An 18,401-nucleotide genomic window follows, 5' to 3' on the forward strand; every position below is an offset into this window, starting at 1 on the left:
GCGCGGCGGCGCTTGCTCGCTGTCACGCAGATGACGTGCGCCAGTTTTCCTCCATCCCACACGCTGACGCAACTGCGGGTATCAACGAGAGCTACTGCGGCGTCCTTTATCATGCGCCCGACAGGCATGGGTTTACGCTATGCCGTCGGGCGCATTGTTGTATCTAGGGCAGCGCCACCGCTTTTGGAGCCTTCATGGACGCTGGTACCTGGTTCACGCAGCTCAATGCCTGGCAAGTCATGGCATTGGGCCTGGTTTTTTTCGGGGGTATTTATCTGCTGGGCGGCCTGCTTATGGGCGCTCTGACGGCATCTCTTGCCCGTGCCGGTATTGGCAGGCCGCTGGATATACGTCCGCTCAAGCCCGACCAGTTGCAGCGTGAATGGCGCCAGTCCTTTCATTCCATACTGATCTTCGGCATAGGCATGATCGTTCCCTGGGGCTTTCTGCAACTGGGCTGGGCCCAGCTCTCGCCCACCGCCAGTGCCGGACGCATCGCTGTGGAGATCTTTGCGCTGCTGATCTGGAACGATGTGCACTTCTGGATCAACCACCGCCTGCTGCACACGCGCCGCCTGGTGCGCTATCACGGCGACCATCATCGCTCCGTGGTGACCACGCCCTGGTCCACCTACAGCTTTCACCCCATCGAGGCGCTGATGCTGGGCAATATCATCTTGCTGCCCATGTTGGTGCATGACTTCAATTTCTGGTCGCTGGCCTCCGTGCCGGTGTTGAGTCTGATCCTGAATCTGATCGGCCATTCCAACTACGATTTTTTCCCTTCAGTCCCCGACACCCATCCACTGGCCGCCAGCCGCCGTCACCATCTGCACCACGCGCGCCCGGCAGGCAACTATGGCTTTGCGCTGGCCTTCATGGACCAGCTCATGCGCACGCGGGTCGCAGACAACACCCCCAAAAGCTCCAGTCACTGAATGAGCAGGCACCCAGGCCAGCGCCGGTATCCAGTCCTGCGCCACTGGCGGGACTGGCAATCCGTCTTCTACATGCTCCTGCTGCCGCTGCTCGTGTGGTGGCAATGGAGGCATGGCTTCAGCTTCATTCTCTACAGCATCGAGCTGTTTCTGACATTGGGAGTAGGCGTGATTCACCACAACCACACCCATGTGCGCATGTGGTGGGGACGCTGGACCAACCGCTTCACCGACTACTGGCTGACCCTGCTTCAAGGTCACCCCACCTTTGTGTTCTGGCCCGCCCATGTAGCCAATCACCATCGATTTCGCCATGGACCGCGCGATCTGGCACGCACCTACCGGCCTGAATGGGGTGGCGATACCAATCACCTGTGGGGCTATCTGCTTCACCCTGTTCAGGCGGCTTTCGTGCTGTATCCGTTGTTCTTTCGCTGGCTGAACAATCTGCGCCGTCACTGGCCTGGCGCCTTTCGCTACTGCATGGGGCAATACGCGTTGTGGCTGGGCAGCTGGAGCTTCTTTCTCTGGCTGGACTGGCAAAAGGCGTTGATCTTCATCATCGTTCCCCAGTTGCACGGCCTGCATTGGCTGCTGGCCACCAACTATCTGCAGCATGCCCACGCCGATGGCCGACCGCTGACCAGAGCGCAACGCAGTACTCCGAGTATCGAGCTGAACTACGCGCGCAACTTTGAAGGCCTGGTCAACCCCCTGCTTTTTAATATTGGCCTGCACACCGCGCACCATGAATGCCCGCATGCCCACTGGTCCGACCTGAGCGGGCTGCACGAACGCATTTATCGGCAACGGGTCACACCTTCATTGAACGAGGGTGGCCTGCTGCCCTATATGGGACGCGTGTTTGTATTGGGTCTGGTCTGGCCCGCGGCAAGAACCAAGCCGCAGATGCCAACCGACGCTGTGAAGTAAAAACCTGTTGAGGATCTATGCCTGTTGCCTATTCCAACGTCTATCTGCAATCTGCCGGCATGTTTCTGCCCGGCGCCCCAGTGGACAATGCTGGCATGGATGCGTTTGTCGCACCGCTGAACCGCATCTCCGAGCGCATCAAGCGCCGCATCCTGGCCGAGAACGGCATTCAGACCCGCCACTACGCCATCAATGGCGAAGGCCAGACGGTGTTCAGCAACGCCCGCATGGCAGCCGGAGCGATCGAGGAGACCCTGGCTCTGGCTGGCAAGAAGCTCTGTGATATCGGCTTTCTGTCCAGCGGCTCTTCGGGGGGTGATACGCTGATGCCCGGCTTTGCCAGCATGATTCAGGGCGAGATGGCCGCCCCGCCCATGGAAACGCTGTCCGTGCACGGGGTCTGCGCCGCCAGTGTGGGCGCCATGCAGGCCGCTGCCATGGCCGTGGAAAGCGGCGCCCATGCGTTGGCCCTGTCGGTGGCCAGCGAAATGCCTTCGCGCCTTTTCAAGCGTTCGCGCTTTGCAGCACAGGGCTATGACACCGACTTTGACGCCCACTTTCTGCGCTGGATGCTGTCCGACGGTGCGGGCGCCGTGCTGCTGGGCGGCCCCAAGGCCCTGCCCCAGGCCAACGGACTGCGCCTCAAGCTCAAGTGGACGCACCAGCGCAGCTTTGCCGGCGACTATCCCGTGTGCATGCAACTGGGCCTGACGGCCGATCGTGGCACAAGCCATCTGGACTTCCCCGCCTGGAGTGATGCCGAGGCCGCAGGCGCTCTGGCACTGCGCCAGGACATTCGCCTGCTGCCGCACCTGTTCGATGTCTGCATTCACGAATATGCAGCCCTTGCCCACCAGGGCTGGGTTCCCGAACGCGGCATAGACCACTTTCTCTGCCACTACTCGTCGGAGCGCTTCATCCCTGTTGTCGACGAGCTGCTGGACAAGGCCCAGCTCAGCATTCCGCGCGAGCGCTGGTGGAGCAATCTGGCATGGCGCGGCAACACGGGTGCGGCCTCCATCTTCATCATGCTGTCGGAGTTTCTGCAAAAACAGGGCCAGCGTCTGAAGGCCGGCGACACAGTGCTCTGCTTCATCCCCGAGTCGGGCCGTTTCACAGCAGGCTACATGCTATGGGAAGTAGAGCCGGATGCGAATACCGAGCAAACGCCAGAGGCCAGTTTCCGTCGGAAATCTGCACAGTCGACAGCACTGCCGGATGATGCTCTTCCCGATGTATCCACCATCGCCGCCCCCCATGACCCGGCCGCTGCGCCATCGCAACTGGCGCCGCTGCTGACCGAGCTGGCCAGCATCTGGCAGGACTACCGCAGCAATGTCTGGCGCACGCCCCTGCTCCAGCGCATGCGCACGCGCCAGTTGCAGATTACCGACTATCTGCGCTGGATGAGCCACTGGATTCCCCAGGTGCGCGAAGGCAGTCTGTGGATGCGAGAAGGCGCGGCCTCGCTGACCGGTGACTACGCCACGCTGGCCTCGCTGATCGACCTCCATGCAGGCGAGGAGCAGAACGACTTCAAGATTCTGCACAGCGACTATCTGAAGGCCGGCGGCACCGAGACCGACATCAACCGCCTGCGCCGCAACCCCGGCGGCGAAGCGCTCAATGCCTATCTGCACAGCCTGGCTGCCACGCCCAACCCGATCGGCCTGCTGGGCGCCATCTACATCATCGAAGGCACGGGCCAGCGCATCGTTCCCAGCCTGCTGCCCCTGCTGCGCCAGAGCCTGCCGCTGCCGCCCGATGCCTTCCGCTTTCTCGAATACCACGGCGCCAACGACGAGAACCATCTGGAGCGCTGGCTGCTGGCCGTGCAGATGGCGCTGGAGCTGGACAGCGAAGGCACGGCCCAGCAGGCCATACTGCAAACTGCGCGCAATACGGCCGCCATGTACCTGATGCAGTTCCAACATGTGCTCGCCGAGCGATAACGAGAAACAGCAAGAAGCACCGGGAGGATTCATGAAGAACGAGTTCAACGACCATGTCTGGGACGAGCGCGACCCCAGCCCCTGGCTGGCGCTCTACCTCGACCAGAGCACACCTCTGCCCGATGACGTCAAGGCCGCCTGGCTGCGCGACTGCAGCAGCAGCTCGCGCCAGTTCTTTCTGCCGGCCATGCGGCCGCTGGCGCGGCTGTCCATGATCATCATTCAGGCGCTGAAGATCTTTCTGCCCAAGCGCTGGTCGCACTCCATGCTGCTGCACCGCCTGCTGGCCTTCGGCATGAAGAAGTTTCTCTCGCCAGAGGCCAACTGGCTCATCATGCGCCACTTTCACCTGGGCTCCCAGGTGCTGGCCTTCGTCGCCGCCAATGCCCCGACCAAGGTCAGCACCGCACCCTTGATGCCCATGGAAATCGACGATGTGAAGGACGAACTGTTTCTCAAGCACGACCTCAACCTCTTCAACTTCGTGATTCGCCTGAACAAGGCACTGCGTGAGAACGGGCAGGAACTGGTGCCCGTGGCCGAGCCCGATTTCTCCATGATCCGCGAGCCCGATCTCAGACTCGAAGACATGCCGCGCGGGCGCTTCAACGTCATCGACCTGCAAAGCGCCATCGAGCTGTACACGCCCATCTACCAGTTGTTGCTGACCGACAACGACTTCTGGCGCGCCAGCAACTCGCTGCAGCTCGACGAAACCGTTGCCATCTACTGCGCCAAGATCCTGGCATCGCCAGAGCATCTGGTGCTGCTCAACAACAAACACCCCATGGTGCCCCTGTCTACGCTGTATGCGGCTTACCGCCTGGTGCTGCACGGCCTCTCCACCGAGATGCTGCACTCACTGCTGACACGCATGGCCAACGGCGAGCACCCCATTCCCGCGCGCGAGCTAGCCAAGATGCACCAGGCGGCCGAGACGGTGATGGATCAGACCGCCGCACAAAGCTGAGCCATGGACCCACAGAGCAATCGCATCAAAGGCGTTCGCATCGACGAGCAGACCATCTGGCTTGCACTGGCGGATGGACGTGAACTGGCCGAGCCCATCAAGCGGCATATCCGCCTGGAAAGCGCCGCGCCCGATCAAAGGCTGCACTGGGTTCTGACCGACGAGGATCACGGTCTGAACTGGCCGGCGCTTTGGCAGCCGGCTCCCGCAGGCATGGTCAGCGTCTGGGACCTGGATCAGGACAGTCTCTACAACCAGGCCATGGGCGCGCTGGCCTCCGCCCAATGGGACGTCACCCTGATATCCCCGGCCCAGCATCAGCTGGTGGCTCTGTGGCGCATGGAAGCCGATATCAACAACGGCGGCTTTCTGCAGTTTCTGGGCAACTGGGGAGTGGCGAACCATCAGCTCACACTGCAGGCTCTGCATGCCATAGGCGCGCCCGTCACGCAGCAATGCCTGCAAGACATGTTTGCGGTGGTCAGGCGCTTTGAAGACATGCCAGAAAATGTGGACCTCTCCGATCTGCCTGCGCTGCTGACGGACGCCGAACACGAGCAGTTGCAGGAACTGGAAGAAGCCTTCTGGGACTACCCGGAGCCTTTGAACAAGCTCATGGTCATGCACTACGGACCCGCCCAATGAAGTCTGATAACCAATCCGGCAAGACCTATTCGCTGGCATTTCGCAAAGCCCTGGTGGACGAAGCGCTGAATCGCACACCCGGCGGCGGGTTTCCGGAGCTGGAAAAGCGCCACCGCCTCAGGCCCGGCACCCTGTTCGACTGGGTCGATGAGCTGGGCCCGACACCGCCGCCTGCGCCTTTTTCTGCACTGCATTTCTGGATAGGCAATACGCCGCTGGGCGAGCCGGAATTTGCCCGCTACTTTGAACATGCAGACAGTTACTGGGATCTGGAAGTCGAAGACATCGAGGGCAGCAGCGAAGATGTCACAGGCTGCGGCTTCTGCCAGGACCTGGGCAGAAAATTTCTGTTCGACGAAGACCTGCTGCTGGTGATCTGGCTGCCCGAGCCGGTCCCTGTCTCTGCCTTGGTGAGCCACAGCACCCTGGACTCCGATATATCGCTCGCACTCATCGTGCAGGCCTGCGAGGCCCAAGGCATTCGTACGGCCAACGCCATGTTTGTCTATGCCGACCCCTGCGAAACGATCACCGATCCGGACAAGCTCTACAACGGACTGAGCTACATCGGTCTTTTTGACGACTGACGCAGCTCAGACGCTTTTTCCATCTTCTTCATGCAAGACTTGATTGCCCAGATTTCGCAGCAATGGCTACAGCTGCCGGATTGCCAGGCCGAACACAAGGACGCAGCCAGAACACGCATTACCAGCAGCGCGGCAGCCGGCTCCATGGATGTCGAATTCTTTGTGCACCACGGTGGCAACGGTGCTTTCTCGGCCACCAGGTATGAGGAGGCCATGCAGCTGAGTGCGGAGCATCGGCTTCATGCCTGGATCACGCTGCGCGATGTGGCCGGTGAAGTCATACACCATGAGGTCAGCTGCAACCCCGGGCGCTTTGCACATCTGCTGCATGAATGGCGTATAGCGCCTGATGCAGCGCCGGAACAGGTCACCATCCAGGCCATGGCCTGCACTCCATCTCTCGCGGAAACTGAAGCCCGTGCCCCGTCAATGGATCAGGACCTGAACCTCGGCCTGCTGGACCAGCTCGCGGATGCCCAGCAGGCGCTTGAACGGCTCAAGGCCGATGTGGCCGCTGTCGACCTCATGCGCCTGCTTCAATCCTGGCCGCGCGATGATCGTGGACGACCTGCAGCGCGCACCACCGCCATACTCGCGGCCTATGGCCCTGCCACACGCAAGCGCCAGCCCTGCCTGCTGGTTCGATCGGTCATGCAGTCAAAGATGCCCTACTGGCAATTGCGTCTGTCGTCCGAGTTTCTCTACAACTGCCGCCATCAATGGAGCGATGCCCGCTGGCTGTGGTCGCCGGCAGAGCTCCCCAAGGACTCGGCTCTGGAGCGCAAGGCACGCAATCTGATGGCACAAGGCAAGGTCAGCGAGGCCTGCGCACTGTATGGCATCGAACTGCATGAACGCGTGCGTAGACTTGCCGCAGGTCAGTCATTCCAGCGCTTCTCCCCCGCGCCAGAGGCCTGGGGGCAAGAGCTGCGAGCTGCGCTCCTGCAACTGGCCCCGTGGCGTCTCACAGCAGGCCTGCAACGCATACAGGAGCACCTGATTCAGGCCAACCGCAAGCCTCCCCAGCCCGGCAGCTGGGAACGCAAGCTGTTCTGGTTCTCAGGCCAGCGCCAACAGGCGCGCTGGGGCCCCGGAGTGCGCTTCGACAGGGAGGGCAATCCGGCGCTGGACCTGATCGTCACCGCATCCAACGAGCATTTTCCCGAGCCTGACTGGAAGCAGCAGCCACGCTAATCCCGTCAAGCCACTGCCAGCCAGTCCCGCACCTGCTCGGCGGGCATGGCTCGCGAATGCAGCCAGCCCTGGAAAAACTCGCAACCGATGTCGCGCAGCAGCTGCAGCTGATCGAGCTCTTCTACACCTTCGGCCACGACCTCCAGATCCAGCGCATGGGCCATATGCACAATGCCGCCCATCAGTCTGTCCCGGCAAGGCGAGGGAAACAGAAACTCCCGCCCCAGCTTGACGCGCCGCAGCGGCAGATATTGAAGATAGGCCAATGACGAATGGCCGGTGCCGAAATCATCCAGTGCAATCGTCACTCCCAGCCGCGCCAGCCCCTGCAGCACTTCGCTCCCCTGAGCAGGGTTGCTCATGGCCTGGGATTCGGTCACCTCCAGCTCCAGCCATTGCGGCGGTACCTGATAGCGCTGCAAACAGCTGCTGACCTGCTCGACCAGATTCACCTGCCGCAGTTGATAGGCAGAAAGATTGACCGCAACCCGCAGCGGCGTGCCAGCCCTGAGCCACAGCGCGATCTGCTTGCAGGCTGCGTCGAGGACATAGTTGCCCAGAGCCACGATCTGGCCCGAGGCCTCGGCCACCGGAATAAAGCGCGCCGGGCTGACATTGCCCAGCAAGGGATCATGCCAGCGAAGCAAGGCCTCAACAGCCACCACTGTGGCGCTCTCGACCTTGACCTGGGGCTGGTAATGCAGCTGCAAACCACCATAGCTGAGCGCCATGCGCAAGCGCTCGGCCAGTTGCACGCGTTCGGCCATTTCCTTGCCCATGGCGGGCTCAAAAAATACCGCATGGCCGCGCCCCCGGGCCTTGGCGCTGTACATTGCCATATCGGCGAAACGCATCAGGTCGTCACCGGTCTGCGCATCGTCGGGATAAAAGGCAATGCCCACGCTGGCACCAAAATCCAGCGCCAGCCCGTCATGCTTGAAGGGGATGGAGAGCGCAGCCAGTATCTGCTCGCTCCAGAAGCGGGCTCGAGCCGCATTCTCACCCACCAGCAGCACCATGAATTCATCGCCCCCCAGGCGTGCCAGCACGCCCTCGCTGCGCAGCTGGGACTTCAGCCGCCTGGCGACCTCCCGCAGCAGCTGATCGCCTGCTGCATGGCCGTAGCCGTCATTGATGGCCTTGAAGTTGTCGAGATCCAGCTGCAGCAGGGCCAGTGCTTCGCCGTCGGCCTGCGCCAGCTTGAGTTGCTCCTGCAGCTCCTGGCCGAATTGCCAGCGATTGTTGAGTCCCGTCAAGGTGTCCTTGGTGGCCTGGAACTTCAGGCGTTGCTGCATCTGATGCAGCTCCGTCACATCGCGCACAAAGGCAATGGCCAGGCCTTTGTCGTCATCGCCAAAATAGCCAAGAGCAATGTCCACCGGCACGGCATTGCCCTGCTTGCGCTTCAGCCACAGCACACCGCCAAGTCCCATGGGCCGGCGCGATGGCTGGGCAAAGTAGCTGCGCAGGTAATGACCATGCCCGGCCTGAAACTCGGGCGGCAGCAGCATGTCCAGCGCCTGCCCTTCGAGCTCGCCGCGCCCATAGCCTGAAATGGCCTGCATGGCGGCATTGGCCGTCACGATGTTACCGTCGCGGTCCACCAGCAAAATGCCGTCCGGAGCGGCATCCAGCGCCTGCTGCTCACGCCGGCTCAGCATGGCAGAAAGACTCACCCCCTCCTGCCAGGCCGACATGGCCAGTCGCAAACGGCGCTGGCATTCCGCCAGCGCTGGTTCAGACACCGGTTTGAGCATTGAAGAAAAAAGGCACTCGGCCATACACAGACTCCAGATATCCACTCTGGCGTCCCTGCGTGCAGCCACTCCCCATGCTGCATCAACGGCCTGCATGCCCAACTCTAGGAAGCCGGATCGAGCCTTGCCAAGTGTTTGAAGCGCTCACTATGCGCGTGACATCGCACGCTCTCATTGCGCTATATCAAACACCAACATGTAACAATAAATTTCAGAACCCAAAACCAATGCTGCTGGTCGCAACCGCTTCAGCCCAGCAGTGTCTTCACGTCCTGAGTCAGCAACTGCGGCCCCGCGCCGTAGCGCTCGTACACACGCAACCGGCCCTGGGGATCGAAAAGATAGGTACCGGCCGAATGATCGAGGGTATAAGTTCCTTCGACCTTGCCTGGCACCTTCTTGAAGAAAATCTTGAAATCCTTGGCCACGGCAGCAATCTCGTCTGCCGTACCGCTGAGCCCCACAAAGCTCTCGTCGAAATTGGCCAGATAGGCCTTGAGCACTTCAGGCGTATCACGCTCGGGGTCCAGCGACACAAACACGGCCTGCAGCTTGTCGCCATCGGCTCCCAAGGCCTGCTTTACTTCAAGCAGTTCCTGCAGCGTGGTGGGGCAGACATCGGGACACTGGGTGTAGCCGAAGAACACAGCCACCACCTTGCCCGAGAAATCCTTGAGGCTGCGCTTTTTCCCGTGAACATCGGTGAGCGGAATGTCCTTGGCATAGTCTGCGCCCGTCACATCCACGCCCTGAAATTTGGGCTTTTTATCGTCCTTGCAGCCAGTCAATGTCAATGTGGCCGCACCGGCCAGTGTTGCGGCGCCTAAAGCACCGAGTACGCGCAGCACAGCTCGTTTATCCATGGTCAGTCAGGCTAGGTAGTGATCCACCAGCAGCGCAGCAAACAGCAGGCTCAGATGGATCAGGGAAAAGCGGAAGGTCTTGCGTGCCAGCGCATCCGAGTAGTTGCGCAGCAGTGCCCAACCATAACCGCAAAAGCCCAACCCCAGAATCACTGCGGCAAAAAGGTAGAGATAACCGCTCATTCCCACCACAAAAGGCAGCAGACAACCGGCAAACAGCACCAGGGTATAGAGAAACACCTGCAGTCGCGTGAAGGCATTGCCATGCGTGACCGGCAGCATGGGCAGACCGGCGCGACGGTAATCCTCCACACGGTACAGCGCCAGCGCCCAGAAATGCGGCGGCGTCCAGAGGAAGATGATGAGAAAAAGCAGCAGGGCTTCATGCCCTACCTGTCCGGTCATCGCCGCCCAGCCCAGCACGGGCGGCATGGCACCCGATGCCCCGCCGATGACGATGTTCTGCGGCGTCAAAGGTTTGAGTACCAGGGTATAGATCACTGCGTAACCAATGAAGGTGGCCAGCGTCAGCCATAGCGTGAGAGCATTCACGGCCAGCAGCAAGATGGCGGCACCTGCTGCGCACAGCAAGGCCGAAAACAGCAAGGCCTGGGAATGCGAGAGCTCGCCGCGCGCCGTAGGCCGCCAGGCCGTGCGCTTCATGCGCGCATCGATGCCGCGCTCGACCAGGCAGTTGAACGCCGCTGCTGCCGCAGCCACCAGCCAGATGCCTGCGCAGGCCGCCAGCATGCGGCCCCAATCCTGCCAGCCGGGAACGCCCGGCACGGCCAGCACCATGCCGATGAAGGCGCAAAAGACGATGAGCTGCACCACCTTGGGCTTGGTCAGCGCGTGGTACTGTGCCCAGCGCGAAGAAGCCGCCATGGCGTCTGGAACAGCACCTTTCAAATCCGAGATTTCTGCCTGCATGCGGACCTCCTCGCTGACCATGATTCAGATCGCTGATAGCGCTTGCGAGAGCCGGCTATCGCGGGCTTCAACAGCTATTTCTGCACCGTGTCGGCCGTGGCTCGCCCAGCCTCGTCCCACGAGGCGGAAGCGCGCAGCAACCGCTCCAGATCGCGCTTGGCCTTGCCTGCCGCGGCTTTGTCCATGCTTGCCGGAAAGCGCATCATCCAATGGCCCTGCGGATCGACCACATACAGATGCTCGTCCAGCGCATGCCCGGCCTCGGGCTTGAGCCAGTTGCCGATGACTGCTGCAGGTACACGTAACGTTGTGGCTTGCTCGGCAGCCGGCAAGATTTTTTCAGGCACGGGCTGCTGGTCGCTGATGAGCCAGACCCAGTCCAGCCGGTCTTTTTCACGACCCAGGGTTTCACGCAGCTGGCGCTGCAGATAGAGATGATCCTGACAGCGCTGTCCGCAGTCCCCGGCACTGGTGCTGATCAGCAACCACTGGCCCTTGAGGCTGTTCAGATTCACGCTGCGGCCGTCCAGCGTCGTGGCCTGCACTTCGGGCAGGCCGGGCTGCTCGGCAATCAGCTCGCCATAGCTGCGCTGCTGCGTAGGACGCAATACGTAGTAGGTGAAGTAGGAGGCCAGCACCGGAGCTGCACAGACCAGCAGCACGGCCAGCATCTTCCAGCGACCGCTACGCGCCTGCTGCATCTGCCGTGTCTGGCTCTGCGCGGGATCGGGCAGGCTGTGAACCGCAAAGCTCAGCGGTTCATCACTGTGGCCGCGCTGCGTGGCGGCCGGGGTAATAGCGTCGGACGAGTTGAAACCAGACATAGAGCAACACCACCAAGACACTGAGTCCGAACCACTGAAATGCATAGCCGTAGTGCTTTTGCACACCGGCATTGATCTGCGGCCAGTCGCGCTGCAAGCCTTCGCTGGCGCTGCCGCTTTGCACCACGCTCAGCCCCAGCAGCGGCAAGCCGCTTTGCTGCGCCCACTGGGCAATGTCTGCATTCTGTCGGATGCGCGACTTTTGCCCATCAGGGTCTGCCCCGCCATGGGCAGCCTCCAGCTCCATCAGCCTGGATGGCGGCGCTTGCAGCCTGCCCTCGATGCTGACCATGCCTGCAGGTGTCTGCACCTCGGGCAGGACGGCGCGGTCCATGAAATTGCGCGGTGCCCAGCCACGCTGCACGACGACGACCCTGTGTCCGTGAGGCGCATTCAGCCTGAATGGCGTGAGCACGTAGAAGCCGGCCCGGCCCTGCATCTGCCGGTTGTCCAGAAACACGGTCTGCTCGGCCAGCCACTGGCCCTGCAGCTGCACAGTGCGATGCAGCAGCTTCGCCTGCTGCGCTACGTCAATGGATTCGGCTGCCAGCGGCACCTCGGCGGCCAGCTCTGCGTTATGCCAGGGCTGAAGCGCCTGCTGGCGCTCGATGGCATCAAAGATGGCCTGCTTCTGCGCTGCCCGGCCCAGCTGCCAGACGCCCAGCGATGCAGTGACGGCCACGCAGGCCAGGGCCGCCAGGGAGATCAGGAGAAACCGCCAGAGGTCTGGAAATCGGGAAATGCGCACCAGATAATCCGTTCATGAAATTCGTGATCATTCTCGCTTTTCTCGCCATTTTGGCGAGCCTTGGCAGTGCGCTGTTCTTCATGATGCGCAGGGGCGACGGCAGCGAAAGCTCGGAGGCCGACGATGCCGAGCGCAGCCGCAAGATGTTCCGCGCCCTGGCCCTTCGCGTGGCTTTGTCGATTGCGCTGTTTCTCTGCGTTCTGCTGGCTGCCAAGATGGGATGGATACAGCCCACGGGCTGGCAGCCCGGGCAATAGCCGGCTTGCTTGAGCGCTTTTTGCGCTCCCAAAATAAAAGCGCCTTGCGCCTGCCTTTCATGGAGTTCAGCGTTGTTTAATGCTGAACTCCATGCCGGCCTTGCGCAAGACGCTTCTATTTTTGAGAGTCTTACATCCAGTACACGAGAATGTAAAGAAAGACCCAGACCACATCCACAAAGTGCCAGTACCAGGCCGCACCTTCAAAGCCGAAATGGTGCTTGTCGGTAAAGTCTCCCTTCATCAGACGGATGGTGATGAAGAACAGCATCAGCATGCCCACCAGCACGTGGAAGCCGTGAAAGCCCGTCAGCATGTAGAAGGTGGAGCCGAATACGCCCGAGTTGAGCTTGAGGTTGTAGTCGTTGTAGAGATGGTGGTACTCGTAGCCCTGCACGCACAGGAAGACAAAGCCCAGAATCACCGTCATCCACATGAAGCTGATGCAGCGCGCCCGGTTGTTGACCTGCAGCGCATGGTGGGCGATGGTCAGCGTCACGCCCGAACTCAGCAGCAGCGCCGTGTTGATGGTGGGCAGCCAGAACGGCCCCACGGTCTTGAAGGGCTCGACGATATTCGCGGGCGACGCCGTGGCACCGGGGGCAACGCTGGGCCACACGGCCTGGAAGTTGGGCCACAGCAGCTCGTTGGCCAGACTGCCCAGCGCCGGCACCGAGTGCGCGCGTGCCCACCACAGCGCGGTGAAGAAGGCGCCGAAAAACATCACCTCCGAGAAGATGAACCAGCTCATGCTCCAGCGGTAGGACAGGTCGATCTTGCGGCTGTTGAGACCGGCCTCGCTTTCGCGCGCCGCATCGCGGAACCAGACAAACAGCACGGCCAGCCACCAGACCAGACCGACGAACAGGGAATACATTCCCCAGTCATGACCATTGATCCAGGTGCCTGCGCCCAGAATCACAAAGAACAGACCGATGGCCGCCATCACGGGATGGCTGGATTCGGCTGGCACATAGTAGTAAGGGGTTGCGCCCTGCGGGGTTGCACTCATCACTCGGCTCCTGACTCTGTTGATCGTTGTTTTGACCGACGCTCCACTATCACTTGCACTGCATTCGCCACACCTGTTTCAGCAAAGGCTAAACGACCAGGTTGACGATCCATATCAACGCTAATACCAAGGCAAAAATCGCCACCAGCCCCACGGCAATCACATGCAGCGGCGTGATGCTGGCGAAATCCTTTTCGTACTCCTTGCCCTTGCGCACGCCCAGCATGGCCCAGGCGACGGCCACAATGCTTCGCCAGAATCCGGTCTTCTTGACATCCTGTGTCATGAGCTGCCTCCTGGCGTGACGACTGCAGCCGTGCTGCCTTCGGGCGCTGCCGGGGTCTTGCCACCGACCTCGAAGAATGTATAGGACAGCGTGATGGTCTTCACATCCTTGGAGATGCGCGGATCGATGACGAAGGCCACCGGCCACTCACGCTTCTCGCCGGGCTCCAGCGTGTACTGCGAAAAGCAGAAGCACTCCAGTTTGTTGAAGTAGGCCGTGGCCTGGCGCGGCGCATAGCTGGGGATGGCCTGAGCAGCCATGCGCCGGTTCTGCACGTTCTGGAATTCGTACATCACCGTGGCCAGCTCGCCGGGGTGGACCTGCACCGAACGCAGGGCCGGCTTGAAGTCCCAGGGCCCGCGTGCATTGGCATCGAACTCCACGGTGATGGTGCGGCTGGTGTCGATCTGGCTGTTGGGCGGAAGCTTCACGTCGCGGCCCGCCACGCCGGCACCGGGCACCTGCTTTTCGGACAGCGACAGGATGTTGATGCCCGTCAGCTCGCAGATATGCTTGTAGATGGGAATGAGCACATAGCCGAACGCAAACATGCCCAGGGCAACGATCGCCAGCTTGCCCACCATCTTCGCGTTTTCCTTGGCTATGCTCACCTCAAGCTCCTCCAATCGGTTGCCATCGGGCTGCCTCAATGCAGCCAGGCCATCTTCACCACAAAGCCGATAAAGAACACGGCAGCCGTGGAGGCCAGGATCAGTCCCAGCCTCAGGTTCGCCTTGCGCTGTTCCTGCGTCGTCATATGCGCCTCCTCAGGCTATCACCTTGGTGGCGGTTTCATCGAGCTTGGGCGGCGTCTCGAAGGTGTGGAACGGAGCCGGAGAAGGCACTTCCCATTCCAGGCCTTCGGCCGCTTCCCAGGGCTTTTGCGATGCCTTCTCGCCATGACCGCGCATCGCGGGCCAGACGACGAACAGGAAGAAATACACCTGCATCAGGCCGAAGCCAAAGCCGCCGATGGAGGCAATCATGTTGAAGTCGGCGAACTGCATGGGGTAGTCGGCATAGCGACGCGGCATGCCGGCCAGTCCCAGGAAGTGCATGGGGAAGAAGGTGATGTTGAAGAAGATCAGCGAGCCCCAGAAGTGGATGCGGCCACGTGTCTCGGAATACATCACGCCCGTCCACTTGGGCGACCAGTAGTAATAGCCGGCGAACATGGAGAACAGCGAACCGGCCACCAGCACATAGTGGAAGTGAGCCACCACGTAATAGGTGTCCTGCAGCTGGATGTCGATGGGGGCCATGGACAGGATCAGCCCCGTGAAGCCGCCCATGGTGAACACGAAGATGAAGCCCACGGCGAACAGCATCGGGGTTTCAAAGCTCATGGAGCCGCGCCACATGGTGGCCGTCCAGTTGAACACCTTCACGGCCGTGGGCACGGAGATCAGCATGGTCGCGTACATGAAGAACAGCTGACCCGTGACCGGCATGCCCGTGGTGAACATGTGGTGCGCCCAGACGATGAAGGACAGGATGGCAATGGCCGCCACGGCATAGACCATGGAGGTGTAGCCGAACAGCTTCTTGCGGCTGAAGGCTGGCACGATCTGGCTGACGATACCGAAGGCCGGCAAGATCATGATGTAGACCTCGGGGTGGCCGAAGAACCAGAAGATGTGCTGATACATCACCGGATCGCCGCCGCCCGCAGGATTGAAGAAGCTGGTGCCGAAGTGGCGGTCGGTCAGCGTCATGGTGATGGCTCCGGCCAGCACCGGCATCACGGCAATCAGCAGATAGGCGGTGATCAGCCAGGTCCAGGCAAACAGCGGCATCTTCATCAGCGTCATGCCTGGCGCACGCATGTTCAGGATGGTGACAATGATGTTGATCGCGCCCATGATGGAGCTGGCACCCATGATGTGCATGGCAAAGATGCTGGTGTCCATGGACGGGCCCATCTGCAGCGTCAGCGGCGCATACAGCGTCCAGCCGGCCGCCGGCGCACCACCGGGCATGAAGAACGAGCCCACCAGCATGATGCCGGCGGGAATCAGCAGCCAGAAGCTGAAGTTGTTCATGCGTGCAAACGCCATGTCGGACGCACCGATCTGCAGCGGCAGCATCCAGTTCGCGAAGCCCACGAAGGCCGGCATGATGGCGCCAAACACCATGATCAGCCCGTGCATGGTGGTGAGCTGGTTGAACAGCTCGGGGTTGACGATCTGCAGACCGGGCTCGAACAGCTCGGCACGGATCAGCATGGCCAGGATGCCTCCCACCATCAGCATGGTGAAGGAGAACAGCAGGTACATCGTGCCGATGTCCTTGTGATTGGTGGCAAACAGCCAGCGGCGCCAGCCCGAGGGCATGGCGTGGTGATGGTCGTCGTGCCCATGGTCGTGACCATGGCCCTCATGGGTGTGGACGGGAGGAACTACGGCGCTCATATTCTTTTCTCCAATCGGTCTCTATACCCGGGGCTTACTTCGCGGCCGTGATGTCAACACGGCGTGCCTGCTGGTCCGAGCCTGCAGCAGCCGTGATGGTCTCGGGCTTGCGCAGCTCGATGCGGTCTCCCGCAATGCCGCTGTCCTCCAGCAGCTTGGCCACGGCCTTGGCTCGCTCCTTGGCCAGCTCCGCGTTCTTGTCGGCATTGCCGGTGGAGTCCACAAAGCCCGACAGGGCAATCTTGCCGTCCTTGTGGGCACTCCAGTACTCGGCCGCCTTCTTCACCGCAGCCTGAGCCTTGTCGTCCAGCACGCTCTTGCTGGTCTCGAAAAAGACCTGATAAGGGCCGGCATCGCTGGCCGCAGCGGCTGCGCCTTGCGCAGGGGCGGCGGAGTCAGCCGCAGGAGCTGCGGGTGCAGTACTGCCTCCGCCTTCAGGAAACTTGCCGCCACGCGCAGCCACGAACTGGGCGGGCTGCACCAGCTGGCCGGTCTGGTTGCTCCAGTGGTTCTTGGCAAAGGTCACCACTGCAGCCAGTTCGGTGTCGCTCAGCTGCTTCCAGGCCGGCATGGCACCGTTGGCGCGGCCTTCGAGCACGGCATGCATCATGTCGGCCGTGGGGCCCAGCACCACGGGACTGCCGTCCAGCGGCTTGATGGGACCGGCCCCCTTGCCATTGGCCTGGTGGCAGGCTGCGCAGTTGGCTGCATAGACTTTTTCGCCACGTGCCACCAGATCGGCCAGCACCCAGACCTTGTTCGGATCATCGGCCTTGGCGGCCAGCTTCTTCTTTTCTCCGGCCACCCAGGCGGTGTAGGCTTCGGCAGACAGCACCTTCACGTGAATGGGCATGTAGGCATGTTCCTTGCCGCACAGCTCGGCACACTGGCCGTAGTAGTCGCCGGTCTTCTCGGCCTTGAACCAGGTATCGCGCACAAAGCCGGGAATCGCATCCTGCTTGATGCCAAAGGCCGGCACCATGAAGGAATGGATCACATCGTTGGCCGTGGTGATGATGCGCACCTTCTTGCCCACCGGCACGACCAGCGGGTTGTCCACCCTCAGCAGATAGTCGTTGGGCGCCTTGCTCACATCGCCGCTGTTGGACATCTGGCGCTGGGCGTTATCCAGCGTGGAGATGAAGCCCAGGCCTTCGCCCTCTCCGCTCAGATAGTCATAGCCCCATTTCCACTGATAGCCGGTGGCCTTGATGGTGAGGTCGGCATTGGTCGTGTCTTTCTGTGCCACCAGCACCTTGGTGGCAGGCAGCGCCATCAGAATCACGATGATGAAGGGAGCCACCGTCCAGGCCACCTCCACCTTGACCGACTCATGGAAGTTCGCGGCCTTGGCTCCCTGGGATTTGCGGTGCTTCCAGATGGAATAGAACATCACCCCGAATACCGCGATGAAGATCACCGTGCAGATGATGAGCATCATCCAGTGCAGCCAGTGCTGCTCCACGGCAATGCGTGTCACAGGCGGATGCAGATTGAGTTGGTTGACGGCAGGGCCTCCCGGCAGATCCTGCGCCGCATAGGCCATGGAACTACCCCACGCCGCCAAGGCCAAACTCCAGGGAACCAGCTTGGTGGAAATGTTTTTCATCGTTTTCACTTACCTCTAAGCCTCAGTTGTCCACTCGCTCACACCGCTTCGTGCCGCTGCCGGCCAGAAGGCTGTGACACTCACACTACCTCGCGAACTTCAACGCAGCATGCCCCAGAATTTGATAGCACTGTCTGCGCGCATTCACTAATGCATGTACCGGAAACTCATGCCAACCGGGCTTGCGCAGGCAAGCCTGACCGGACTTGAAACTCGTACTGGCAAGCGCATCTCACGGCAAGTGCCGGAGATGGCTGAAACTGGCCTGACAGCCAAGACAGAAGGGGAGAAGATGGGACGCTCCTGCACCGCGGCCACCGCCGGGCACAGGGATGCGTCAGCGCAGCAAAAGGCTGGCTTGTGGTGATGATGAAATGCGAAAACCGGCCGCTGTCGAACCCGCTGGCCAGTCCCCTTGGCAAAGCGAAACACCCGATATCTCCCCTGGCGGCTTGGGCCGCACTGTCTGTTTTCCTTCAGGCAGG

The 18,401-nt window shown here is 61.3% G+C and carries 19 protein-coding genes; 8 read left to right on the top strand and 11 right to left on the bottom strand.

Annotation, left to right across the window (positions count from 1 at the left end):
• Nucleotides 1-194: 194 nt before the first annotated feature.
• From NOX35_RS22125 to NOX35_RS22155, 7 genes are read left to right on the top strand one after another with little or no spacing between them, the layout of a single operon-like run.
• A complete protein-coding gene (locus NOX35_RS22125) occupies nt 195-938 on the top strand; it encodes a sterol desaturase family protein (RefSeq protein WP_182284441.1) in 744 nt (247 codons plus the stop codon).
• Entirely contained in the window at nt 939-1,871 is a 933-nt protein-coding gene (locus NOX35_RS22130) for a fatty acid desaturase (protein WP_256494742.1), read from the top strand.
• 17 nt (nt 1,872-1,888) lie between these two features.
• On the top strand, nt 1,889-3,823 hold the full coding sequence (locus NOX35_RS22135; protein ID WP_256494744.1) for an iron-containing redox enzyme family protein: 1,935 nt from the start codon (nt 1,889-1,891) through the stop codon (nt 3,821-3,823).
• 31 nt (nt 3,824-3,854) lie between these two features.
• The gene (locus NOX35_RS22140; protein WP_256494746.1) at nt 3,855-4,793 is read left to right on the top strand and encodes a hypothetical protein; all 939 of its coding nucleotides are present in this window, start codon (nt 3,855-3,857) and stop codon (nt 4,791-4,793) included.
• 3 nt (nt 4,794-4,796) lie between these two features.
• A complete protein-coding gene (locus tag NOX35_RS22145) occupies nt 4,797-5,438 on the top strand; it encodes a DUF4375 domain-containing protein (protein WP_256494748.1) in 642 nt (213 codons plus the stop codon).
• Nucleotides 5,435-6,025, top strand: a complete 591-nt coding sequence (locus NOX35_RS22150) for an immunity 22 family protein (RefSeq protein WP_256494749.1) — start codon at nt 5,435-5,437, stop codon at nt 6,023-6,025. The genes NOX35_RS22145 and NOX35_RS22150 overlap by 4 nt, the downstream gene beginning before the upstream one ends.
• A gap of 30 nt (nt 6,026-6,055) precedes the next feature.
• Nucleotides 6,056-7,219: a hypothetical protein gene (locus NOX35_RS22155; protein WP_256494751.1), complete on the top strand. Its 1,164-nt coding sequence runs from the start codon at nt 6,056-6,058 to the stop codon at nt 7,217-7,219.
• A 5-nt stretch (nt 7,220-7,224) separates the two neighbouring features.
• Here NOX35_RS22155 and NOX35_RS22160 read toward each other — a convergent pair whose 3' ends face one another.
• The 5 genes from NOX35_RS22160 to NOX35_RS22180 form a co-directional block, all read right to left on the bottom strand.
• Nucleotides 7,225-9,000 carry a bifunctional diguanylate cyclase/phosphodiesterase gene (locus tag NOX35_RS22160; RefSeq protein ID WP_256494752.1) on the bottom strand — a complete coding sequence of 592 codons (1,776 nt, stop codon included), beginning with the start codon at nt 8,998-9,000 and terminating at the stop codon, nt 7,225-7,227.
• Between the two features lie 224 nt (nt 9,001-9,224).
• Complete coding sequence (locus tag NOX35_RS22165; RefSeq protein WP_182284449.1) at nt 9,225-9,839, bottom strand: SCO family protein; 615 nt, start codon at nt 9,837-9,839, stop codon at nt 9,225-9,227.
• Between the two features lie 6 nt (nt 9,840-9,845).
• Nucleotides 9,846-10,769 (bottom strand): heme o synthase, encoded by a 924-nt coding sequence (cyoE, locus tag NOX35_RS22170; protein WP_182284450.1) that lies wholly within the window; start codon nt 10,767-10,769, stop codon nt 9,846-9,848.
• Nucleotides 10,770-10,843: 74 nt separating this feature from the next.
• Complete coding sequence (locus NOX35_RS22175; RefSeq protein ID WP_182284451.1) at nt 10,844-11,593, bottom strand: hypothetical protein; 750 nt, start codon at nt 11,591-11,593, stop codon at nt 10,844-10,846.
• Nucleotides 11,532-12,341, bottom strand: a complete 810-nt coding sequence (locus tag NOX35_RS22180; RefSeq protein ID WP_182284452.1) for an SURF1 family protein — start codon at nt 12,339-12,341, stop codon at nt 11,532-11,534. Before NOX35_RS22180 ends, NOX35_RS22175 begins: the two co-directional genes overlap by 62 nt.
• A gap of 14 nt (nt 12,342-12,355) precedes the next feature.
• Between NOX35_RS22180 and NOX35_RS22185 the strand changes: the two genes are divergently transcribed.
• Nucleotides 12,356-12,598 carry a twin transmembrane helix small protein gene (locus NOX35_RS22185; RefSeq protein ID WP_057093433.1) on the top strand — a complete coding sequence of 81 codons (243 nt, stop codon included), beginning with the start codon at nt 12,356-12,358 and terminating at the stop codon, nt 12,596-12,598.
• 130 nt (nt 12,599-12,728) lie between these two features.
• Here the strand turns inward: NOX35_RS22185 and NOX35_RS22190 are convergent, their stop codons facing one another.
• From NOX35_RS22190 to coxB, 6 genes are all read right to left on the bottom strand, one after another.
• Nucleotides 12,729-13,610, bottom strand: coding sequence for a cytochrome c oxidase subunit 3 (locus NOX35_RS22190; protein ID WP_182284453.1), 882 nt, complete (start codon nt 13,608-13,610; stop codon nt 12,729-12,731).
• Between the two features lie 88 nt (nt 13,611-13,698).
• Entirely contained in the window at nt 13,699-13,896 is a 198-nt protein-coding gene (locus NOX35_RS22195) for a DUF2970 domain-containing protein (protein ID WP_003071276.1), read from the bottom strand.
• Nucleotides 13,893-14,507: a cytochrome c oxidase assembly protein gene (locus NOX35_RS22200; protein ID WP_182284454.1), complete on the bottom strand. Its 615-nt coding sequence runs from the start codon at nt 14,505-14,507 to the stop codon at nt 13,893-13,895. The genes NOX35_RS22195 and NOX35_RS22200 overlap by 4 nt, the downstream gene beginning before the upstream one ends.
• 35 nt (nt 14,508-14,542) lie before the next feature.
• The gene (locus NOX35_RS22205) at nt 14,543-14,653 is read right to left on the bottom strand and encodes a cytochrome oxidase small assembly protein (protein ID WP_232538029.1); all 111 of its coding nucleotides are present in this window, start codon (nt 14,651-14,653) and stop codon (nt 14,543-14,545) included.
• 10 nt (nt 14,654-14,663) lie between these two features.
• Complete coding sequence (ctaD, locus tag NOX35_RS22210) at nt 14,664-16,307, bottom strand: cytochrome c oxidase subunit I (protein ID WP_182284455.1); 1,644 nt, start codon at nt 16,305-16,307, stop codon at nt 14,664-14,666.
• Nucleotides 16,308-16,341: 34 nt separating this feature from the next.
• Nucleotides 16,342-17,916, bottom strand: coding sequence for a cytochrome c oxidase subunit II (coxB, locus tag NOX35_RS22215; RefSeq protein ID WP_182284456.1), 1,575 nt, complete (start codon nt 17,914-17,916; stop codon nt 16,342-16,344).
• Between the last annotated feature and the right edge of the window lie 485 nt (nt 17,917-18,401).

The organism is Comamonas sp. C11 (assembly GCF_024496285.1).
Lineage (GTDB): Bacteria > Pseudomonadota > Gammaproteobacteria > Burkholderiales > Burkholderiaceae_C > Comamonas > Comamonas testosteroni_F.